General features: G+C 62.2%; 14 protein-coding genes. 11 read left to right on the top strand and 3 right to left on the bottom strand.

Annotated elements, in window-relative coordinates; genetic code table 11:
• Nucleotides 1–154: 154 nt before the first annotated feature.
• On the top strand, nt 155–1,336 hold the full coding sequence (locus LJE98_RS03100; RefSeq protein ID WP_229573341.1) for an FUSC family protein: 1,182 nt from the start codon (nt 155–157) through the stop codon (nt 1,334–1,336).
• 39 nt (nt 1,337–1,375) lie between these two features.
• On the opposite strand, the gene ppk2 is transcribed toward LJE98_RS03100, so the two are convergent.
• A complete protein-coding gene (ppk2, locus tag LJE98_RS03095; RefSeq protein WP_229573339.1) occupies nt 1,376–2,257 on the bottom strand; it encodes a polyphosphate kinase 2 in 882 nt (293 codons plus the stop codon).
• 225 nt (nt 2,258–2,482) lie between these two features.
• Between ppk2 and phoR the strand changes: the two genes are divergently transcribed.
• From phoR to phoB, 7 genes are all read left to right on the top strand, one after another.
• Nucleotides 2,483–3,748 carry a phosphate regulon sensor histidine kinase PhoR gene (gene phoR / locus LJE98_RS03090; protein ID WP_420710099.1) on the top strand — a complete coding sequence of 422 codons (1,266 nt, stop codon included), beginning with the start codon at nt 2,483–2,485 and terminating at the stop codon, nt 3,746–3,748.
• 187 nt (nt 3,749–3,935) lie between these two features.
• Nucleotides 3,936–4,976 carry a substrate-binding domain-containing protein gene (locus tag LJE98_RS03085; protein ID WP_229573337.1) on the top strand — a complete coding sequence of 347 codons (1,041 nt, stop codon included), beginning with the start codon at nt 3,936–3,938 and terminating at the stop codon, nt 4,974–4,976.
• 68 nt (nt 4,977–5,044) lie between these two features.
• Nucleotides 5,045–6,505, top strand: coding sequence for a phosphate ABC transporter permease subunit PstC (pstC, locus tag LJE98_RS03080; RefSeq protein WP_229573336.1), 1,461 nt, complete (start codon nt 5,045–5,047; stop codon nt 6,503–6,505).
• A complete protein-coding gene (pstA, locus tag LJE98_RS03075) occupies nt 6,502–7,854 on the top strand; it encodes a phosphate ABC transporter permease PstA (protein ID WP_420710085.1) in 1,353 nt (450 codons plus the stop codon). The genes pstC and pstA overlap by 4 nt, the downstream gene beginning before the upstream one ends.
• Before the next feature lie 35 nt (nt 7,855–7,889).
• A complete protein-coding gene (gene pstB / locus LJE98_RS03070; protein ID WP_229573893.1) occupies nt 7,890–8,675 on the top strand; it encodes a phosphate ABC transporter ATP-binding protein PstB in 786 nt (261 codons plus the stop codon).
• A 46-nt stretch (nt 8,676–8,721) separates the two neighbouring features.
• Nucleotides 8,722–9,435: a phosphate signaling complex protein PhoU gene (gene phoU, locus LJE98_RS03065; RefSeq protein ID WP_229573335.1), complete on the top strand. Its 714-nt coding sequence runs from the start codon at nt 8,722–8,724 to the stop codon at nt 9,433–9,435.
• Nucleotides 9,436–9,460: 25 nt separating this feature from the next.
• Nucleotides 9,461–10,144: a phosphate regulon transcriptional regulator PhoB gene (gene phoB / locus LJE98_RS03060; protein ID WP_076391845.1), complete on the top strand. Its 684-nt coding sequence runs from the start codon at nt 9,461–9,463 to the stop codon at nt 10,142–10,144.
• 130 nt (nt 10,145–10,274) lie between these two features.
• Here phoB and LJE98_RS03055 read toward each other — a convergent pair whose 3' ends face one another.
• Nucleotides 10,275–10,808, bottom strand: coding sequence for a GcrA family cell cycle regulator (locus LJE98_RS03055; protein WP_229573334.1), 534 nt, complete (start codon nt 10,806–10,808; stop codon nt 10,275–10,277).
• Nucleotides 10,809–11,246: 438 nt separating this feature from the next.
• On the opposite strand from LJE98_RS03055, the gene LJE98_RS03050 reads away from it, so the two are divergent.
• From LJE98_RS03050 to LJE98_RS03040, 3 genes are all read left to right on the top strand, one after another.
• Nucleotides 11,247–12,449, top strand: coding sequence for an aspartate aminotransferase family protein (locus LJE98_RS03050; protein WP_229573333.1), 1,203 nt, complete (start codon nt 11,247–11,249; stop codon nt 12,447–12,449).
• Between the two features lie 16 nt (nt 12,450–12,465).
• Nucleotides 12,466–13,383, top strand: a complete 918-nt coding sequence (argF, locus tag LJE98_RS03045; RefSeq protein ID WP_229573331.1) for an ornithine carbamoyltransferase — start codon at nt 12,466–12,468, stop codon at nt 13,381–13,383.
• 123 nt (nt 13,384–13,506) lie between these two features.
• The gene (locus LJE98_RS03040; protein WP_229573330.1) at nt 13,507–14,496 is read left to right on the top strand and encodes an Hsp33 family molecular chaperone; all 990 of its coding nucleotides are present in this window, start codon (nt 13,507–13,509) and stop codon (nt 14,494–14,496) included.
• Between the two features lie 162 nt (nt 14,497–14,658).
• Here LJE98_RS03040 and LJE98_RS03035 read toward each other — a convergent pair whose 3' ends face one another.
• Nucleotides 14,659–15,603, bottom strand: a complete 945-nt coding sequence (locus LJE98_RS03035; RefSeq protein ID WP_229573328.1) for an MYG1 family protein — start codon at nt 15,601–15,603, stop codon at nt 14,659–14,661.
• Nucleotides 15,604–15,660: the final 57 nt, after the last annotated feature.

Genomic DNA, 15,660 nt, shown 5'->3' with positions numbered 1-15,660 from the left:
GCCCGCGCGCGGCCGGGGCGATCTGGCCTCATTCCTGTGTTTATTGCGCTGCATACGGGGTTTCCGGGCTTGTGCTGGAAAAATCGAGCGTTTACCGAATCTATACGATGATTGCGATGTGGCTTGGGCGACCCCCGAAGGAGTATGGCGGCCAATGAGTGGATTGGAAACGGCCATCAGGAACGCCCTCGAGCGTTCCGACCGCGCCAATGCGGAGACGCGCGCCCGTGTCTATCAGTCGGCGCGACAGGCCCTGGAGACGGGGCTGGGCAAGCAGAACATCGATGACCCCGAGGCGATCAATTATCAGCGGCGCCGGCTTGAGGCGCTCATCCATTCGATCGAACAGGAAGAGCGCGCCCGGCTGGAGGTAAGGCCGGAGGTTTCTGCTCCGCAAGCTGCTGTTCCGGTGGCGCCGACGCTGCGCGCGGCGCCGGAACCGGCAACAACACCTTTGCCGGAGCGTCGCGGAGGCCGCGTCGAACCGGGTTTTGCATCCCTTGACCCACCGGTCTCCCGGGCGGCGGGTCAGGGCGATCCCTCCTTCGACGATGAGATCGAAATGTCATCCACATTGGCGCACGACGCCCATGCGAATGACGAGGGTCCCATGCCCGACATGCGCTCGGAGCGGCCGCTGAAGGCACCGCGACGTCGGCGCGGCCTCGTGGCGCGCCTCCTGATGCTTTCGGTCTTTGTCGCGACCCTCGGGATCGGCGCGTGGTGGGTCTATTCGTCCGGCCTGCTGCTGTCGGATGCGGAGCGCGACACGTCCGTGCCCAATCCGCCCCCGCGTGTCGAGTCCGAGGACTTCTCCGGAACGCCCGATCCGGCATTGTCGCAAGGCGCGGCCGGTCCCCAGGCGCTCGATGCCCGCGGCGGGTTTCCCGATGACTGGATCGAGGTGTTCGAGCCGCAGCAGGTCTCCGCGATCCGGCCGCGCGCCAATGCCCTGGTCGATATCGTTGCGGCCGGCGATGGCAATGCCGCCCAGATCGTTTCGCGCAGCCGTGACGCAGCGGGTGCCGTCGAAGTGACCGTGCCGGCAGACGTCCTTCGGGAAATGGCCGGCCGTACGTCCACCATTGCGCTTACACTGCAATCGACAGACGACAAGCCGGTCCAGATATCGGTGGAATGCGACTTCCCACGCATGAGCGATTGCCCGCGCCACCGCTTCACGGTTAATCCGCAAAAGCTCGACGCGCTCTTTCGCGTTTCCTTCGAGAACGACATGGCGCCCTCCACGCCGGGGCGCCTCCTGATCAATGCCGACATCGAGGGCGGCGGACGCGGTGTAAATCTCTATGCCATTCGCGTCCTGCCCGGACAATGATCGCGGCAGCGGGCAGGGCGGTCTCGGGAGGCAACTCTCTCAGGCCAGAAAGTCCGGCCCGCTACCGATGATCTTCTTGTCCAGCTTGCCGATGTTTTCCAAGTCCTTGCCGTCGTAGTCGAGTGACAGCAGCATATGGCGGATCAGATTCAGTCGTGCGCGGCGCTTGTCGTTGGCATGCAGCACGGTCCAGGGCGCACGCTCAGTATGCGTCTCCTTCAGCATCCGGTCCCGCTTCATCGTATAGTCGTCCCACTTGTTTAGTGCGGCGATGTCCATGGGTGACAGTTTCCAGCACTTCAGCGGGTCGTGCCGGCGATCATGGAAGCGCTTCAGCTGCATTTCCTGCCCGGTGCCCAGCCAGAACTTGAAAAAGCGAATGCCTTCCCGTTCGATCAGCTTTTCGAAACGCGGCACCTGCTCCAGGAAGCTTTCATATTCGTCCGGCGTGCAGAAGCCCATGACCGGTTCGACGCCGGCACGGTTGTACCAGGAGCGGTCGAAGAGGACGAATTCCCCCGCCGTCGGGAAGTGCGAGATGTAGCGTTGGAAATACCATTGGCCACGCTCCGTCTCCGTCGGCTTGGTCAGGGCGACCACCCGGGCGGAGCGCGGGTTCATGTAGGAGAGCGTTGCATGGATCGCTCCACCCTTGCCTGCCGCATCGCGGCCCTCGAACAGCGCCATGACCCGTTCGCCGGTCTTCTGCATCCAGAACTGCACTTTGACGAGTTCGATCTGCAACTGCTCCAACTCCGCATTGTATTTCTTCTGCGAGAGTTTCTTGTTGTAGGGGAAGCCTCCGGACTTCAGGGCTTCGTCTTCGATCCAGTCCGGCAGGTCTGGCTGGTCGACATCGAAAACCTGTTGCTTGCCTCCGACCGTCAGTGTCACTGCCCGGCTTTCCGTCTGCGCGTCCATCGTCTTCCCCGTCTGCTTTGTTGGATTTCTGCTACTTGAGCCTATGCCGAAATGAAGTTCAAGCGGGTCGGTTCCAGGTCTGGTCGAATGCACAGGCGGGGATAAGCCGCGTGGTGCGATGGTGGAGTGGTGTAACTTCTGTCATGAATCGCAGTTATCAGGCATCCAGTGATGACGAGGCGGAGCGCGCGGCGCGCAATGGCAGACGACAGCGGGGCAAAGGATATGAGGACCGGCGGCGCCGGATCGGGCGACGGTTGGCGCGCCGAACTCAGGCGGGTATTCTCCGCTTGGCCCTACATTCTGTCTGCGGCGATCCTCGCAGTCGGCGCCTGGGCGACCGGGGCCGCCACCGGCTTGGCCGTCACTCTCTTCGTGCTCCTGTTCCTGCTCGCGGTCTTCCGCCAATGGCCGTCAAAGGACGGTCAGAGCGTGATTGCGCCGGCTCTCGCTGCGCCCGAGCCGCCGCCAGACCCGCTGCCGCTGATCCTTGCTTCGCTCGATGCGCTCGATATGCCGATCTTCGTGCTGAATGCGGCTTCCGAGCTGATTGCGGGAAATCAGGAGGCTGAGAAGGTCTTCGGCACGCCGCCGGCCGGACTGCATGTCTCGACGCGCTGGCGCTCGCCCGGCATTCTCGACATGATCCGCGAGACGATCGAAACCGGCGAGCCGAACCAGATCGAGCACTCCGAACGCCTTCCCTCGGAAAGGGTCTATATCGTCCGCGTTGCCCCCGTGCTTTCCGACGGGGCGGAAGCGACAGCCTATTTTCTTCTCTCCTTCCGCGACATTTCGGAGCTGCGGCGCCTGGACCGGATGCGCAGCGATTTCGTCGCCAATGCCAGCCACGAACTGCGCACGCCGCTCGCCTCTTTGCGCGGCTTCATCGAAACCATGCAGGGACCGGCCCGTGACGACGCGAAGGCGAAGGACCGCTTCCTCGCCATCATGCTCGATCAGGCGAACCGCATGAGCCGTCTCGTGGACGATCTCCTGTCTCTATCCCGGTTGGAACTGAAGGCCCATTTGCCGCCGGATCAGAAAGTGGAACTCGCGCCGATCCTCGGGCATGTGCGCGATAGCCTCGCACCGCTCGCAGCCGACCTCGGGGTCGAGATCAGGCTCGATCTGCCGGACGAAAAGGTCGAGGTGATGGGCGAGCGCGACGAGCTCGTACAGGTCTTCGAAAACCTGATCGAGAACGCCTGCAAATACGGCCAGGACGGCAAGGTGGTTGAGGTGTCGCTGCGTCGTGAACCGGGCGGCGCGACAGAAGTGAGCGTGCGCGACCATGGTCCGGGCATTCCGGGCGAGCACGTGCCGCGCCTCACGGAGCGCTTCTACCGAGTCAGTGTCGAGGACAGCCGGTCGAAAAAGGGCACCGGTCTGGGGCTCGCCATCGTCAAGCACATCCTGACGAGGCACCGTGCGCGCCTGATTGTGAAGTCCAAGATCGGCTCCGGCAGCGAATTTACCGTGCGCTTCTGACATAAAACGGCAATGCCCAGAGCTGTCGACCGCATATGTTGTTGTTTTTCAACGACTATCTTTGTCACAAATGTTTCACCCAACTGACATAAAAGCGTGAGCCTAGAGCCGCTAGAACGCAGCGGTCGACGCTTGGCACTCGCCGCGACGGCCGCAAAGACACACAAGCCCATTCCGGGAGATGATCATGAACGCTCTGAAACTTTCCGTAGCTGCCTTGGCGGCCTCCGTGGCCTTCGCCGGCGCTGCTGTAGCCCGCGACCAGATCCAGATTGCTGGTTCCTCCACCGTTCTGCCCTATGCCTCTATCGTTGCCGAAGCCTTCGGCGAAAACACCGACTTCGGGACTCCGGTTGTTGAGTCCGGCGGTTCTGGCGCTGGCCGCAAGAAGCTCTGCGAAGGCGTGGGCGAGAACACCATCGACATCGCCAATTCGTCGTCGCGCATCTCCAAGTCTGACATCGAGCTCTGCAAGACCAACGGCGTGACCGACATCCAGGAAGTCCGCATCGGTTACGACGGCATCGTCTTTGCCTCGGACATCAATGGTCCGGAATATGCCTTCACCGCCGCTGACTGGCACAACGCTCTCGCGGCCAAGGTCGTCAAGGACGGCCAGCTGGTCGACAACCCCTACAAGGCCTGGAATGAAATCCGCGCCGACCTGCCGGCTCAGCCGATCCTGGCCTTCGTTCCGGGCACCAAGCACGGCACCCGCGAAGTGTTCGATACCAAGGTCATCATTGCTGGTTGCGAAGATAACGGCACGTTTGAAGCCCTGAAGACGGCAGCCGGTGGCGACGAAGACAAGGCTGAAGAAGGCTGCATGGCGCTCCGCACCGATGGCGTATCGGTCGACATCGACGGCGACTACACCGAGACGCTCTCCCGCGTCGACGCCAACAAGAACGCGATCGGCGTCTTCGGTCTGTCCTTCTACCAGAACAACACCGACAAGCTGCGCGTAGCAACCATGGGCGGCGTCGTGCCGTCGGTCGAAACCATCGCCAAGGGCGAATACCCGGTTTCGCGTCCGCTCTACTTCTACGTCAAGAACGCGCATCTCGACGTCATCCCGGGTCTCCAGGAATACGTAGAGTTCTTCGTCTCGGACGAAATGGCCGGCCCGGATGGCCCGCTGGCTGCCTACGGTCTCGTTTCCGACCCGGAGCTGGCCAAGACGCAGGAAGCCGTCAAGGCCCGCACGCCGATGGCGCCGCTGAACTGATCTGACGCAGCGACCGGCGGCACGAAGCGTGCCGCCGGTTTCTTTCTGCTGGGGAAATGGCGGGTAACATGAACGCGAGCATCATCGTCCTCTGTATTCTAGTGCTTGCGGCACTCGGCTTCGTTCTCGGCCGGCGGCAGGCTCTTTCCGTTTCGGCCGCACGCGGCACGAAGCTTCACTCTCTGCCCGGCTATTACGGACAGGTCGTCGGCCTTGTCACGGCTGTCCCGGCTCTGTTGTTGCTGATGGCTTGGCTCTTCATTCAGCCGGTAATCGTTGAAGGCCGCATCGCGGCGACCATTCCCGACAGCATCGTGCCCGAGGGTGGTGCCCAGAGTCTGGTCATGGCGGATGTCCGGCGCATAGCGGATGGTCTGAGCGCTGTCGAGGCTCGCGCTGCCGAGGCCGGTGCCGACGTCAATGTCGAGGCGCTCGACGCCGGCAATGTCCGCGCTCGGCTCGCCGAGGTCGGCGTTGCTCTCGGCTCAGACGTGCCGGTGGAAGTTTTCGAGGCGGCCAAGTCTTACCGTAGCCAGTCCGATTTCGGTCACCTGCTGATGACGATCGCCGTGCTGGCGCTTGCCATTGCCGCTTTGCCGCTGGCCTATATCCGCATCAACCCGGAACTGCGCGCACGCAATCTGAGCGAAAGTTTCGTCAAGACGGTGCTCCTCCTCTCGTCGCTGGTCGCCATTCTGACGACTGTCGGGATCGTCGGATCGCTCGTCTTTGAAACCTACGTATTCTTCACCATGTATCCGGCGAGCGAGTTCTTCTTCTCGACCGTCTGGAACCCGCAATTCCGTGGTGGCTCTGAACTTGGCATCCTGCCGCTGCTCTGGGGCACTTTCTACGTCTCCATCATCTCGCTGATCGTCGCAGTCCCGATCGGTCTGATGATCGCGGTCTATCTGTCGGAATATGCCGGTCCGACCACCCGCAGCATCGTCAAGCCGGCAATCGAAGTTCTGGCGGGCATTCCGACCATCGTCTACGGTCTGTTCGCCTTGGTCACTGTCGGTCCCTTCCTCCGTGATTATTTCGCCGAGCCCCTGGGTCTCGGGACGTCTTCGTCTTCCGTCCTGACTGCGGGCCTCGTAATGGGCGTGATGATCATCCCCTTCGTCAGCTCGCTGTCGGACGATATCATCAACGCCGTGCCGCAGACTTTGCGCGATGGCTCTTACGCGCTGGGCTCGACCCAGTCTGAGACGATCAGGCAGGTGGTTCTTCCGGCGGCACTTCCGGGCATTGTCGGTGCGATCCTGCTGGCCGCGAGCCGCGCCATTGGTGAGACCATGATCGTGGTTCTCGGAGCCGGCGCATCTGCCAAGCTCGACATCAATCCCTTCGAGGCGATGACCACGGTAACGGTCAAGATCGTCAGCCAGCTGACCGGTGACACGGAATTCGCAAGTCCCGAGACCCTGGTCGCCTTCGCCCTCGGCCTCACCCTCTTCGTCATCACCCTCGGCCTCAACGTCGTGGCCCTTTACATTGTCCGCAAGTACCGGGAGCAGTACGAATGACCGATCTCACCGCTATCGGATCCCCGATGCCTGCGGAAAAGAAGTCGATCCTCACGGTCGATGATCGCACGCGCAACCGCAACAAGGCCGAAGTCCGCTTCCGCATGTGGGGCAAGGCAGCCGTCACCTTCGGCATCGTTGCACTGATCGGACTTCTGCTCTCCATCATGTCGAACGGCTTGTCCTCGTTCCAGCAGACCTTCGTCACGCTGGACGTCTATCTGGATCCGGCAAAGCTCGACAAGGCTGGCAATCGCGACCCGGCGGACATTGCCAAGGTCACCACGTTTGGCTATGCGCCGCTCATCGAGCAGGCCGTGGCCAAGGCGCTGGAAGACAAGGGACTTGCTGCCGAGGGCCTGACGCCCAAGGCTGCTGCCGAGCTCATCTCGAAGGAAGCGGCCGCCGATCTGCGTCGCTTCGTCATCGCCGATCCCTCCGTTATCGGCCAGACCTACCCCTTCGACTTCCTCGCCGGTGGCCGTATTGACGGCTACTACAAGGGTCGCGTGACGATGGAGAGCGCGGCTCTCGATCGCAATGTCTCGCCGGAACAGCTCGTTCTTGCGGACAATTTGAAGGAAGCCGGCATTCTGGTGACCAAGTTCAACTGGGGCTTTTTCACCGCGCCTGACGCATCCGATACGCGTCCGGAGGCGGCAGGCCTCGGTGTCGCCATCATCGGTTCAGCCTATATGATGCTCATCGTGCTGGTGCTGTCGCTACCTCTCGGTGTCGCGACGTCGATCTATCTCGAGGAGTTCGCGCCGCAGAACTGGTTCACCGACCTGATCGAGGTCAATATCGCCAATCTCGCCGCCGTGCCCTCGATCGTCTTCGGTATTCTGGGCCTTGCCGTCCTGATCAATTTTGTCGGCCTGCCGCAATCGGCTCCGATCGTCGGCGGTCTCGTTCTCACGCTGATGACGCTGCCCACGATCATCATCGCCACCCGCTCGGCACTCAAGGCCGTGCCTCCGTCGATCCGCGATGCGGCACTCGGCGTCGGCGCCTCGAAGATGCAGTCGATCTTCCATCACGTCCTGCCGCTGGCCATGCCGGGCATCCTGACTGGCGCGATTATCGGTCTTGCCCGCGCGCTCGGTGAAACAGCGCCGCTGCTCCTGATTGGCATGGTTGCCTTCGTGCGCGAATACCCGGCCGGTCCACCGGACGGCTTTTTCCAGCCGGCCTCCGCTTTGCCGGTCCAGGTCTATAACTGGACCCAGCGTGGCGACCCGGCCTTCGTGGAGCGTGCCTCCGGTGCGATTATCGTGCTCCTCGTGTTCCTGATCCTGATGAACCTGATCGCAATCATTCTTCGTCGCCGCTTCGAGCGTCGCTGGTAAGGAGTTATATGATGATGAACAATCTCGCGACCAAGATGACCACGACGAAAGCGCCACCCATGACTGAAAGCAAAATCACCGCCCGCAACGTGCAGGTGTTTTACGGTGACAAGCACGCCCTCAAGGACGTCAACATCGACATCCGCCCCCGCTCCGTGACGGCCTTCATCGGACCGTCGGGCTGCGGCAAGTCGACCTTCCTGCGCTGCATCAACCGCATGAACGACACGATTGCGAGCTGCCGCGTCGAGGGAAACATCCAGATCGATGCGGAAAACATCTACGACCCCAAGGTTGACCCCGTGCAGCTGCGCGCCAAGGTCGGCATGGTTTTCCAGAAACCCAACCCCTTCCCGAAATCGATCTACGAAAATGTCGCCTATGGTCCGCGCATTCACGGCCTGGCCCGCAACAAGGCCGAGCTGGACGAGATCGTCTCGATCGCGTTGCAGAAGGCCGGCCTCTGGAATGAGGTGAAGGATCGTCTCGACTCTGCCGGGACCGGCCTCTCCGGTGGTCAGCAGCAGCGTCTCTGCATCGCGCGTGCCGTTGCCGTCAGCCCCGAAGTCATCCTGATGGATGAGCCCTGCTCGGCGCTCGACCCGATCGCGACTGCAAAGGTCGAGGAGCTGATCCATGAACTGCGCGAGAACTTCACGATCGTGATCGTAACCCACTCGATGCAGCAGGCCGCCCGCGTTTCCCAGCGCACGGCTATGTTCCACCTCGGCGAGCTGGTCGAGGAGAACGACACTGACAAGATGTTCACCAACCCGGATGACCAGCGCACCCAGGATTACATCATGGGCCGCTTCGGCTGAGCCCTGACGTCATTCACGGTTGAACTCAATTTCAAGGACGTTTCAAATGGGCTCCTCTCACATCTACTCGGCCTTCGACGAGGAACTGAAGTTCCTGATGCGCCGCATCTCCGAAATGGGCGGTCTTGCGGAACAGATGGTCGCCGAAAGCGTGCGCTCGCTGGTCAATTCCGACGCCGCACTTGCGCAGAAGGTCATTTCTGACGACGTCGTCATGGATGCCATGGAACGCGAGATCGGTGACAAGGCGATCGTGACCATCGCCAAGCGCCAGCCGGTCGCATCAGACCTGCGCGAAATCATCGGCGCTCTTCGCATCGCTGCGGACCTCGAGCGTGTCGGCGATCTCGGCAAGAGCAACTCCAAGCGTGTGGTGGCCATTCAGGCGACCGGCGTTCCGCGCAAGCTCGCCCGTGGCCTCGAACATCTCTCGGACCTGGCGCTTGCCCAGCTCAAGGAAGTGCTCGACGTCTATACGACGCGCTCGGCCGAGAAGGCCAAGTCGATCCGTGATCGCGACGAAGAAATCGACGCAATCTACACCTCGCTGTTCCGCGAACTCCTGACCTACATGATGGAAGATCCGCGCAACATCACGAGCTGCACGCATCTTCTGTTCTGCGCCAAGAACATCGAGCGTATCGGCGATCACGCGACGAATATCGCGGAGACGATCTATTACATGACGACCGGCGCACAGCCGGAAGGCGAGCGCCCGAAGGAAGACCTCACCTCTTCCGTCGGTGCGATCACCGAGTGATGTTGGCCAGCGAGGTTGGTTTTTGATGCAGCCGAAGATAGCCGTGGTGGAAGACGAGGAGGCCCTGTCGGTCCTCCTCCGTTACAACCTTGAAGCCGAGGGATACGAAGTCGAGACGATCCTGCGGGGGGACGAGGCAGAGATCCGCCTGCAGGAGCGGGTTCCCGATCTCTTGATCCTCGACTGGATGCTCCCGGGCGTCTCGGGCATCGAGCTCTGCCGGCGCCTGCGTGTGCGCCCCGAAACCGAGCGCCTGCCGATCATCATGCTGACGGCCCGTGGCGAGGAAAGCGAGCGGGTTCGTGGCCTGGCGACGGGAGCAGATGACTATGTCGTGAAGCCCTTCTCCACGCCGGAACTGATGGCTCGCGTCAAGGCCATGCTGCGGCGTGCCAAGCCCGAGGTTCTCTCCAGTGTCCTGCGTTGCGGGGACATAGAGCTCGACCGTGAGACACATCGTGTTCATCGCAAGAGCCGCGAGGTTCGTCTCGGTCCGACGGAATTCCGGCTCTTGGAATTCCTCATGGCCTCCCCGGGGCGCGTCTATTCCCGGTCTCAGCTGCTGGACGGTGTCTGGGGACATGATATCTATGTCGACGAGCGCACCGTCGATGTGCATGTCGGCCGCCTGCGCAAGGCGCTGAATTTCTCCAACATGCAGGATGTCATTCGCACGGTTCGCGGTGCGGGCTACTCCATGGAAGCCTGAACCGGCTTGCAAGACGATCGAAGGGGCCGCGCGGATCATCCGCTGCGGCCCCTTTTCCTTGTTGGTGCGGGCGCCAAAAGAAGACGGGCCCCGAAGGACCCGTTGGATGTCTCTGTCTCTGGCCGAGGGATCAGCGAGCCTTGCGGCGTTCACTGACCGGCTGATAGGCGAGCTTTGCATGGTAAGTGCAGTAGGGCGCGCTGTCGGCGATTTCGCAGCCGCAGAAGTGGAAGTCGTCCTTCATCGGATCGCCGATCGGCCACTTGCAGGTCCGCTCGGTCAGTTCCGTCAGTGCCAGGCGGCGCGAAATCGGAACAACCACGTTCAGGGAACGCCGAACTTCGACCTCTTCGTAGGCCTCGACCTCGATCTCTTCCTTCAGCATCGTGGCGCCTGCAGCGCGGGTGACGGTGCGGGTGGTCGTGCTGGCTGCCGGGCGGTTCTGGAAACTTGCCGGACGCTGCGTCTGTGCAGGGCGCTTGGCCGGACGTGCCGCAGACGAGTTGCCTCCTGCCTTGGCGCGACCCGGAAGGTTAAGCCGGTGCACTTTGCCGATTACGGCGTTTCGGCTTACGCCGCCCAGTTGCGCTGCAATCTGGCTTGCGCTCAGGCCTTCGGCCCAGAGGCGCTTGAGTCTTTCAACCCTCTCATCAGTCCAGTTCATGCCATTCATCTCCGCCGCTCGCGTCTGTCATGGCAGAATCCGTCACCGTTGCTTCGAATGAATCCGAAACAAAACCGCCTCGATATTGTCGGTGAGCACTTCCGCCGCATGCAATCTGTTAATGAAATTTAACCTAGAGGTCGGCTGACTCCGTGACAAGAGTCGCGGGAATCATCTGGAATCGATTTCGCGGTTTTCCCCAACTTGCTTCCCGAGTGAGTCAAGTATGCAACAGATGGAATCTTCGCCGGCACTCGTCCTGCGCGTGTTGGCCGAAATCGCTCCAACTGCCGCGATTCCTGCAGAAAACGTTGACATTGCAAGGGTGAGTGGGGATAGTGCCCGCGCCGCCGCAAGGCGGCATTTTTAATTTTTTCGGAGCCTCGTGGAGGCCGCACCGTCCGGTGTGACGGATTGTCGAAAAGGATCGTGAACGCCATGGCCGAAGCTACGCCGCTCTACCAGACCTATAATCGGGCGCCTCTGCGTTTCGAACGAGGCGAGGGCGTCTGGTTGGTGACGGAAAGCGGCGAGCGCTATCTCGACTTCGCAGCCGGTGTCGCCGTCACGTCTGTCGGTCATGGTCATCCGCATGTCGTCGGTGCCCTCAAGGACCAGGCCGACAAGGTCTGGCACCTGTCGAACCTCTACGAAGTGCCGGGTCAGGAGGCGCTGGCCAGGCGCCTGGCGGAGGTCACCTTCGCCGAGCGCGTCTTCTTCACCAATTCCGGCGCAGAAGCGCTGGAATGCGCGATCAAGACTGCCCGCCGTTACCACTTTGCCAAGGGGCATCCGGAGAAATTCCACATCATCACCATGGAAGGCGCCTTCCACGGTCGAACCATTGCGACGATCGCCGCGGGTGGCCAGGAGAAATATCTGGAAGGTTTCGGCCCCAAAGCGCCTGGCTTCGACCAGGTGCCGTTCGGCGATCTTGAGGCACTCAAGGCCGCGATCACGGATTCAACGGCTGGCATTCTGGTCGAGCCGGTCCAGGGCGAGGGCGGCATCCGTCCGATCCCTGTCGAAATGCTGCGGGCACTGCGCGACCTCTGTGACGAGCACGGCTTGCTGCTGATCCTTGATGAAGTCCAGTGCGGCGTCGGCAGGACCGGCAAGCTTTTCGCGCATGAATGGGCCGGCATCACCCCAGACCTTATGGCGGTCGCCAAGGGCATCGGCGGCGGGTTCCCGCTCGGTGCCTGCCTTGCGACCGAGGAGGCCGCTTCTGGCATGAAACCCGGCACCCACGGCTCGACCTATGGCGGCAACCCGCTCGCCATGGCCGTCGGCAATGCCGTGCTCGATGTCGTGCTGGCGGACGGTTTTCTCGACAACGTGCGCGACACGGCGCTGGTCTTCCGCCAGGGCCTCGCTTCACTGAAGGATCGTTTCCCGGATGTGATCGAGGATGTGCGCGGCGAAGGCCTGATGCTGGGGATCAAGGCCAAGGTTCCGAACACCGACCTTCTGATGGCAATGCGTGACGAGCATCTGCTCGGTGTTCCCGCCGGTGACAACGTGATCCGCCTGCTGCCGCCGCTGACGGTCACGGCAGAGGAAGCGCGCGACGGCCTTGCCCGCATCGAACACGCAGCCGAACAGATCCGCGCCAAAGCTGCAGTCGCAGCCTCTGCCTAAGACAGGACGCTCTCTCATGGCCTCTTCCAAGCATTTTCTCGATCTCTCCGCCATGACGTCAGGGGATCTGCGCAGCATTCTAGAAGACGCAAAGACCCGCAAGCAGGCGACGAAAGCCGGCACCGCCGACAAGCCGCTCGCCGGCAAGATGCTCGCGATGATCTTCGAGAAGCCCTCGACGCGCACGCGTGTTTCCTTCGATGTCGGCATGCGCCAGTTGGGCGGCGAGACGTTGTTCCTGTCCGGCACCGAAATGCAACTCGGCCGTGCGGAGACGATCGGTGACACCGCCAAGGTGCTGTCGCGCTATGTGGATGCCATCATGATCCGCACGACCGACCATGCCCGCCTTCTTGAAATGGCGGAACACGCGACGGTGCCTGTCATCAACGCTCTGACGGATATGACGCATCCCTGCCAGATCATGGCCGACATCATGACGATCGAGGAGCATCGGGGCTCCGTCGCCGGCAAGACGCTGGCCTGGACCGGCGATGGCAACAATGTCCTTCATTCACTGGTCGAAGGCGCTGCCCGCTTCGGCTACCGCATGAACATGGCCGTGCCGCTCGGCTCCGAACCGGATGACAAGATCCTCAACTGGGCTCGCAACAATGGCGGCGAGATCATGCTTTGCCATGATGCCGACCGCGCGGTGACCGGTGCCGATGCCGTCATTACCGACACCTGGGTGTCGATGAACCAGGAGCACAAGGCGCGCGGCCACAATGTCTTCCAGCCTTTCCAGGTCAATGCAGACCTGATGAAGAAGGCGAATGACGAGGCACTCTTCCTGCACTGCCTGCCGGCGCATCGCGGCGAGGAAGTGACCGACGAGGTGATCGACGGCGCGCAGTCGGTGGTCTTCGACGAGGCGGAGAACCGCCTGCATGCGCAGAAATCGATCCTCGCCTGGTGCCTCGGCGCAATCTGAGGCCGGTTTCAGGCAATTTATGTCCGACTTGACGTTTGGCGCAGGTGATCCCATCTGTGCCCTTTCTGATCGGGCCGCTCAGGCGGCCAAGCGTATGGCACCCCGTGTGCCGGGAGTACATTCATGGCGATGAAACAAGCAGAACTCGGCGAATTCGGTTTCGCCGGCGACGATCGTGTGGTCCCCTTCCAGGTGGACGGTCTCGACGTGCGTGGTCGCGCCGTGCAGCTCGGACCGCTGGTCAATTCCATCCTCGACCGTCACGCCTATCCGGCGCCGGTCGCACGGCTTCTCGCCGAAGCGATCGTGCTGACGGTGCTGATCGGCACTTCGCTGAAGTTCGAAGGCAAGTTCACGGTCCAGACCAAGGGTGACGGCCCGGTCGACCTGCTCGTCGCCGATTTCAGCTCGCCCGAAAGCGTGCGCGCCTATGCCCGTTTCGATGAACAGGCTGTGGCGGATGCGGTGGCTTCCGGTCGCGCATCGCCCGAAGAACTGCTCGGCGAGGGCATGCTGGCCTTCACCATCGACCAGGGCGCCTACATGCAGCCCTATCAGGGCATCGTGCCGCTCGACGGGACCTCGCTTGAGGACATTGCCGGGGTCTACTTCCGCCAGTCGGAACAGATCCCGACCAGGGTGCGTCTGGGCGCTGCCGAGCTCTTCGACCGCGACGAGGACGGCAAGCCGCGCCGGACCTGGCGCGCCGGCGGCCTCATCGCGCAGTTCCTGCCGGATGCACCGGAGCGCATGCGCCATCCGGACCTGCATGGTGGCGACGGCGACGACCGCGATACGGACCTGCATGGTGACGAAGCCTGGGACGAAGCCCGGATGCTGGTCGATACGATCGACGCCGACGAGCTCACCGATCCCCTGGTCGGCGTCGAGCGGCTGCTCTTCCGCCTGTTCCATGAGCGCGGCGTTCGTGCCTATGCGCCTCAGGCGGTCCATGATCGATGCAGCTGTTCCCGGGACCGCCTGAAGGGCGTTCTCCAGGGCTTCACCGCTGAGGAGATCGAAGCGAGCACGGAAGACGGGCAGATCACGGTGACCTGCGAATTCTGCTCGACCGACTACCACTTCGAGCCGGCAGAGCTGACGCCGGCTTGAAAGCAGGCACGGAAGAAGACACGAAAAGCCGGAGCGATCCGGCTTTTTTGGTGCCCGGCAAGATCCGGTTTTTGCAGATTGGAAGCGACGGGAAGGCCCTGTCGCATGGCTTGGACATGAGGCGGGCATCGATTTTCATGCCGCCTGATCGCCGACGGTTCGTCAGGCTTCCGTGGTGAGCTTGTCCGCCCGGAGCGCTTCGGTGACAGCGATGTCCGCCATGGCGAGGATAGCCTCGCGCGAACGCGCTGCTGCGATAAAGCGAGCGTTGTGGCAAAAGCTGGCGCCTTCGACGCCGCACACGGCTTCAAGGTCGCCATTGCTCAATCCCGCCCATGCTGCAGGCAGGTCGGCGCGTTGCTCGAAACTGTTCTCCGATTTGCGGATGCCAGTGATGCACCAGTCCTTGTCGCGGGGGTGCACGACGAAGAGCAGGTGGTCAGCGCCTGCTTTCACGATCGCGGGACGGAAGGGCATGCCCATCTGCAATTCCAGTACATGTCGGTCTCCCGTTGCTGCGATCGCCTCGAGGACCATGCTCTCGGCCCTGAGCTTGGAGGCCCGTTGCGCAATGCCGGCTTCGACGATGGCGCGGGCGATCGAGAGCGCCGCTTGAAAACCCCGGTCGTCCGAGCCTGGCGCCCTGTCGTCGAAGACGGGTTTCAGGGTTTCCAGGAGGCTCGGCAGTGTGAGGTCGGCCAGAGGCCCGGCCGTCGCGGGGCTGAGGGCGCCATTGTCCAGCAGATCGATCGGGAGAACGAACTTGGTGTCGAAGCTCTCGTGGATTGCATCGACATGGCCGACCGGAACGCCGAGAACGGCGAGATAATCCTTTCCATAGTGCTTCCAGACGAGGCCGAAGGAGCTGAAGGGCTGGCCATCCTCGCGGAGCGGAGCGCCGCGCTGATGGTGATCAAAGATTTGGGCGTTTGCATCATAGGCGCCGCCGACATCGTAGATGATGCGGTCTGTCGCGGGCGTGATCCAGTCGGGCGCCCGGCTGCGCACGATCTTCGCATCCGGGAAAAGGCGCGTCAGGATGACGGACGACAGCAGTTCGTCGGCATGGAAGCCGCCACTATGGGTGACGAGATACTGGATGCTCATGCCGGATGGTGCCCCTGGCTGGAAGTACGGATCTGACCTTCCAGATAGCGACTGGGC

Source organism: Rhizobium sp. 'Codium 1' (genome assembly GCF_020889605.1).
GTDB classification, from domain to species: Bacteria; Pseudomonadota; Alphaproteobacteria; order Rhizobiales; family Rhizobiaceae; genus Allorhizobium; species Allorhizobium algae.
Note: the sequence above shows the minus strand (reverse complement) of the source record. Positions and strands in the feature narration are given on the sequence as shown.

Coding starts and splice junctions, on each gene's coding strand:
- phoR (WP_420710099.1), top strand. CDS start 2,483: ATGAGGACCGGCGGCGCCGGATCGGGCGACGGTTGGCGCGCCGAACTC.
- LJE98_RS03050 (WP_229573333.1), top strand. CDS start 11,247: ATGGCCGAAGCTACGCCGCTCTACCAGACCTATAATCGGGCGCCTCTG.
- pstB (WP_229573893.1), top strand. CDS start 7,890: ATGACCACGACGAAAGCGCCACCCATGACTGAAAGCAAAATCACCGCC.
- LJE98_RS03055 (WP_229573334.1), bottom strand. CDS start 10,808: ATGAACTGGACTGATGAGAGGGTTGAAAGACTCAAGCGCCTCTGGGCC.
- LJE98_RS03085 (WP_229573337.1), top strand. CDS start 3,936: ATGAACGCTCTGAAACTTTCCGTAGCTGCCTTGGCGGCCTCCGTGGCC.
- pstC (WP_229573336.1), top strand. CDS start 5,045: ATGAACGCGAGCATCATCGTCCTCTGTATTCTAGTGCTTGCGGCACTC.
- LJE98_RS03100 (WP_229573341.1), top strand. CDS start 155: ATGAGTGGATTGGAAACGGCCATCAGGAACGCCCTCGAGCGTTCCGAC.
- LJE98_RS03040 (WP_229573330.1), top strand. CDS start 13,507: ATGGCGATGAAACAAGCAGAACTCGGCGAATTCGGTTTCGCCGGCGAC.
- pstA (WP_420710085.1), top strand. CDS start 6,502: ATGACCGATCTCACCGCTATCGGATCCCCGATGCCTGCGGAAAAGAAG.
- phoB (WP_076391845.1), top strand. CDS start 9,461: ATGCAGCCGAAGATAGCCGTGGTGGAAGACGAGGAGGCCCTGTCGGTC.
- argF (WP_229573331.1), top strand. CDS start 12,466: ATGGCCTCTTCCAAGCATTTTCTCGATCTCTCCGCCATGACGTCAGGG.
- ppk2 (WP_229573339.1), bottom strand. CDS start 2,257: ATGGACGCGCAGACGGAAAGCCGGGCAGTGACACTGACGGTCGGAGGC.
- phoU (WP_229573335.1), top strand. CDS start 8,722: ATGGGCTCCTCTCACATCTACTCGGCCTTCGACGAGGAACTGAAGTTC.
- LJE98_RS03035 (WP_229573328.1), bottom strand. CDS start 15,603: ATGAGCATCCAGTATCTCGTCACCCATAGTGGCGGCTTCCATGCCGAC.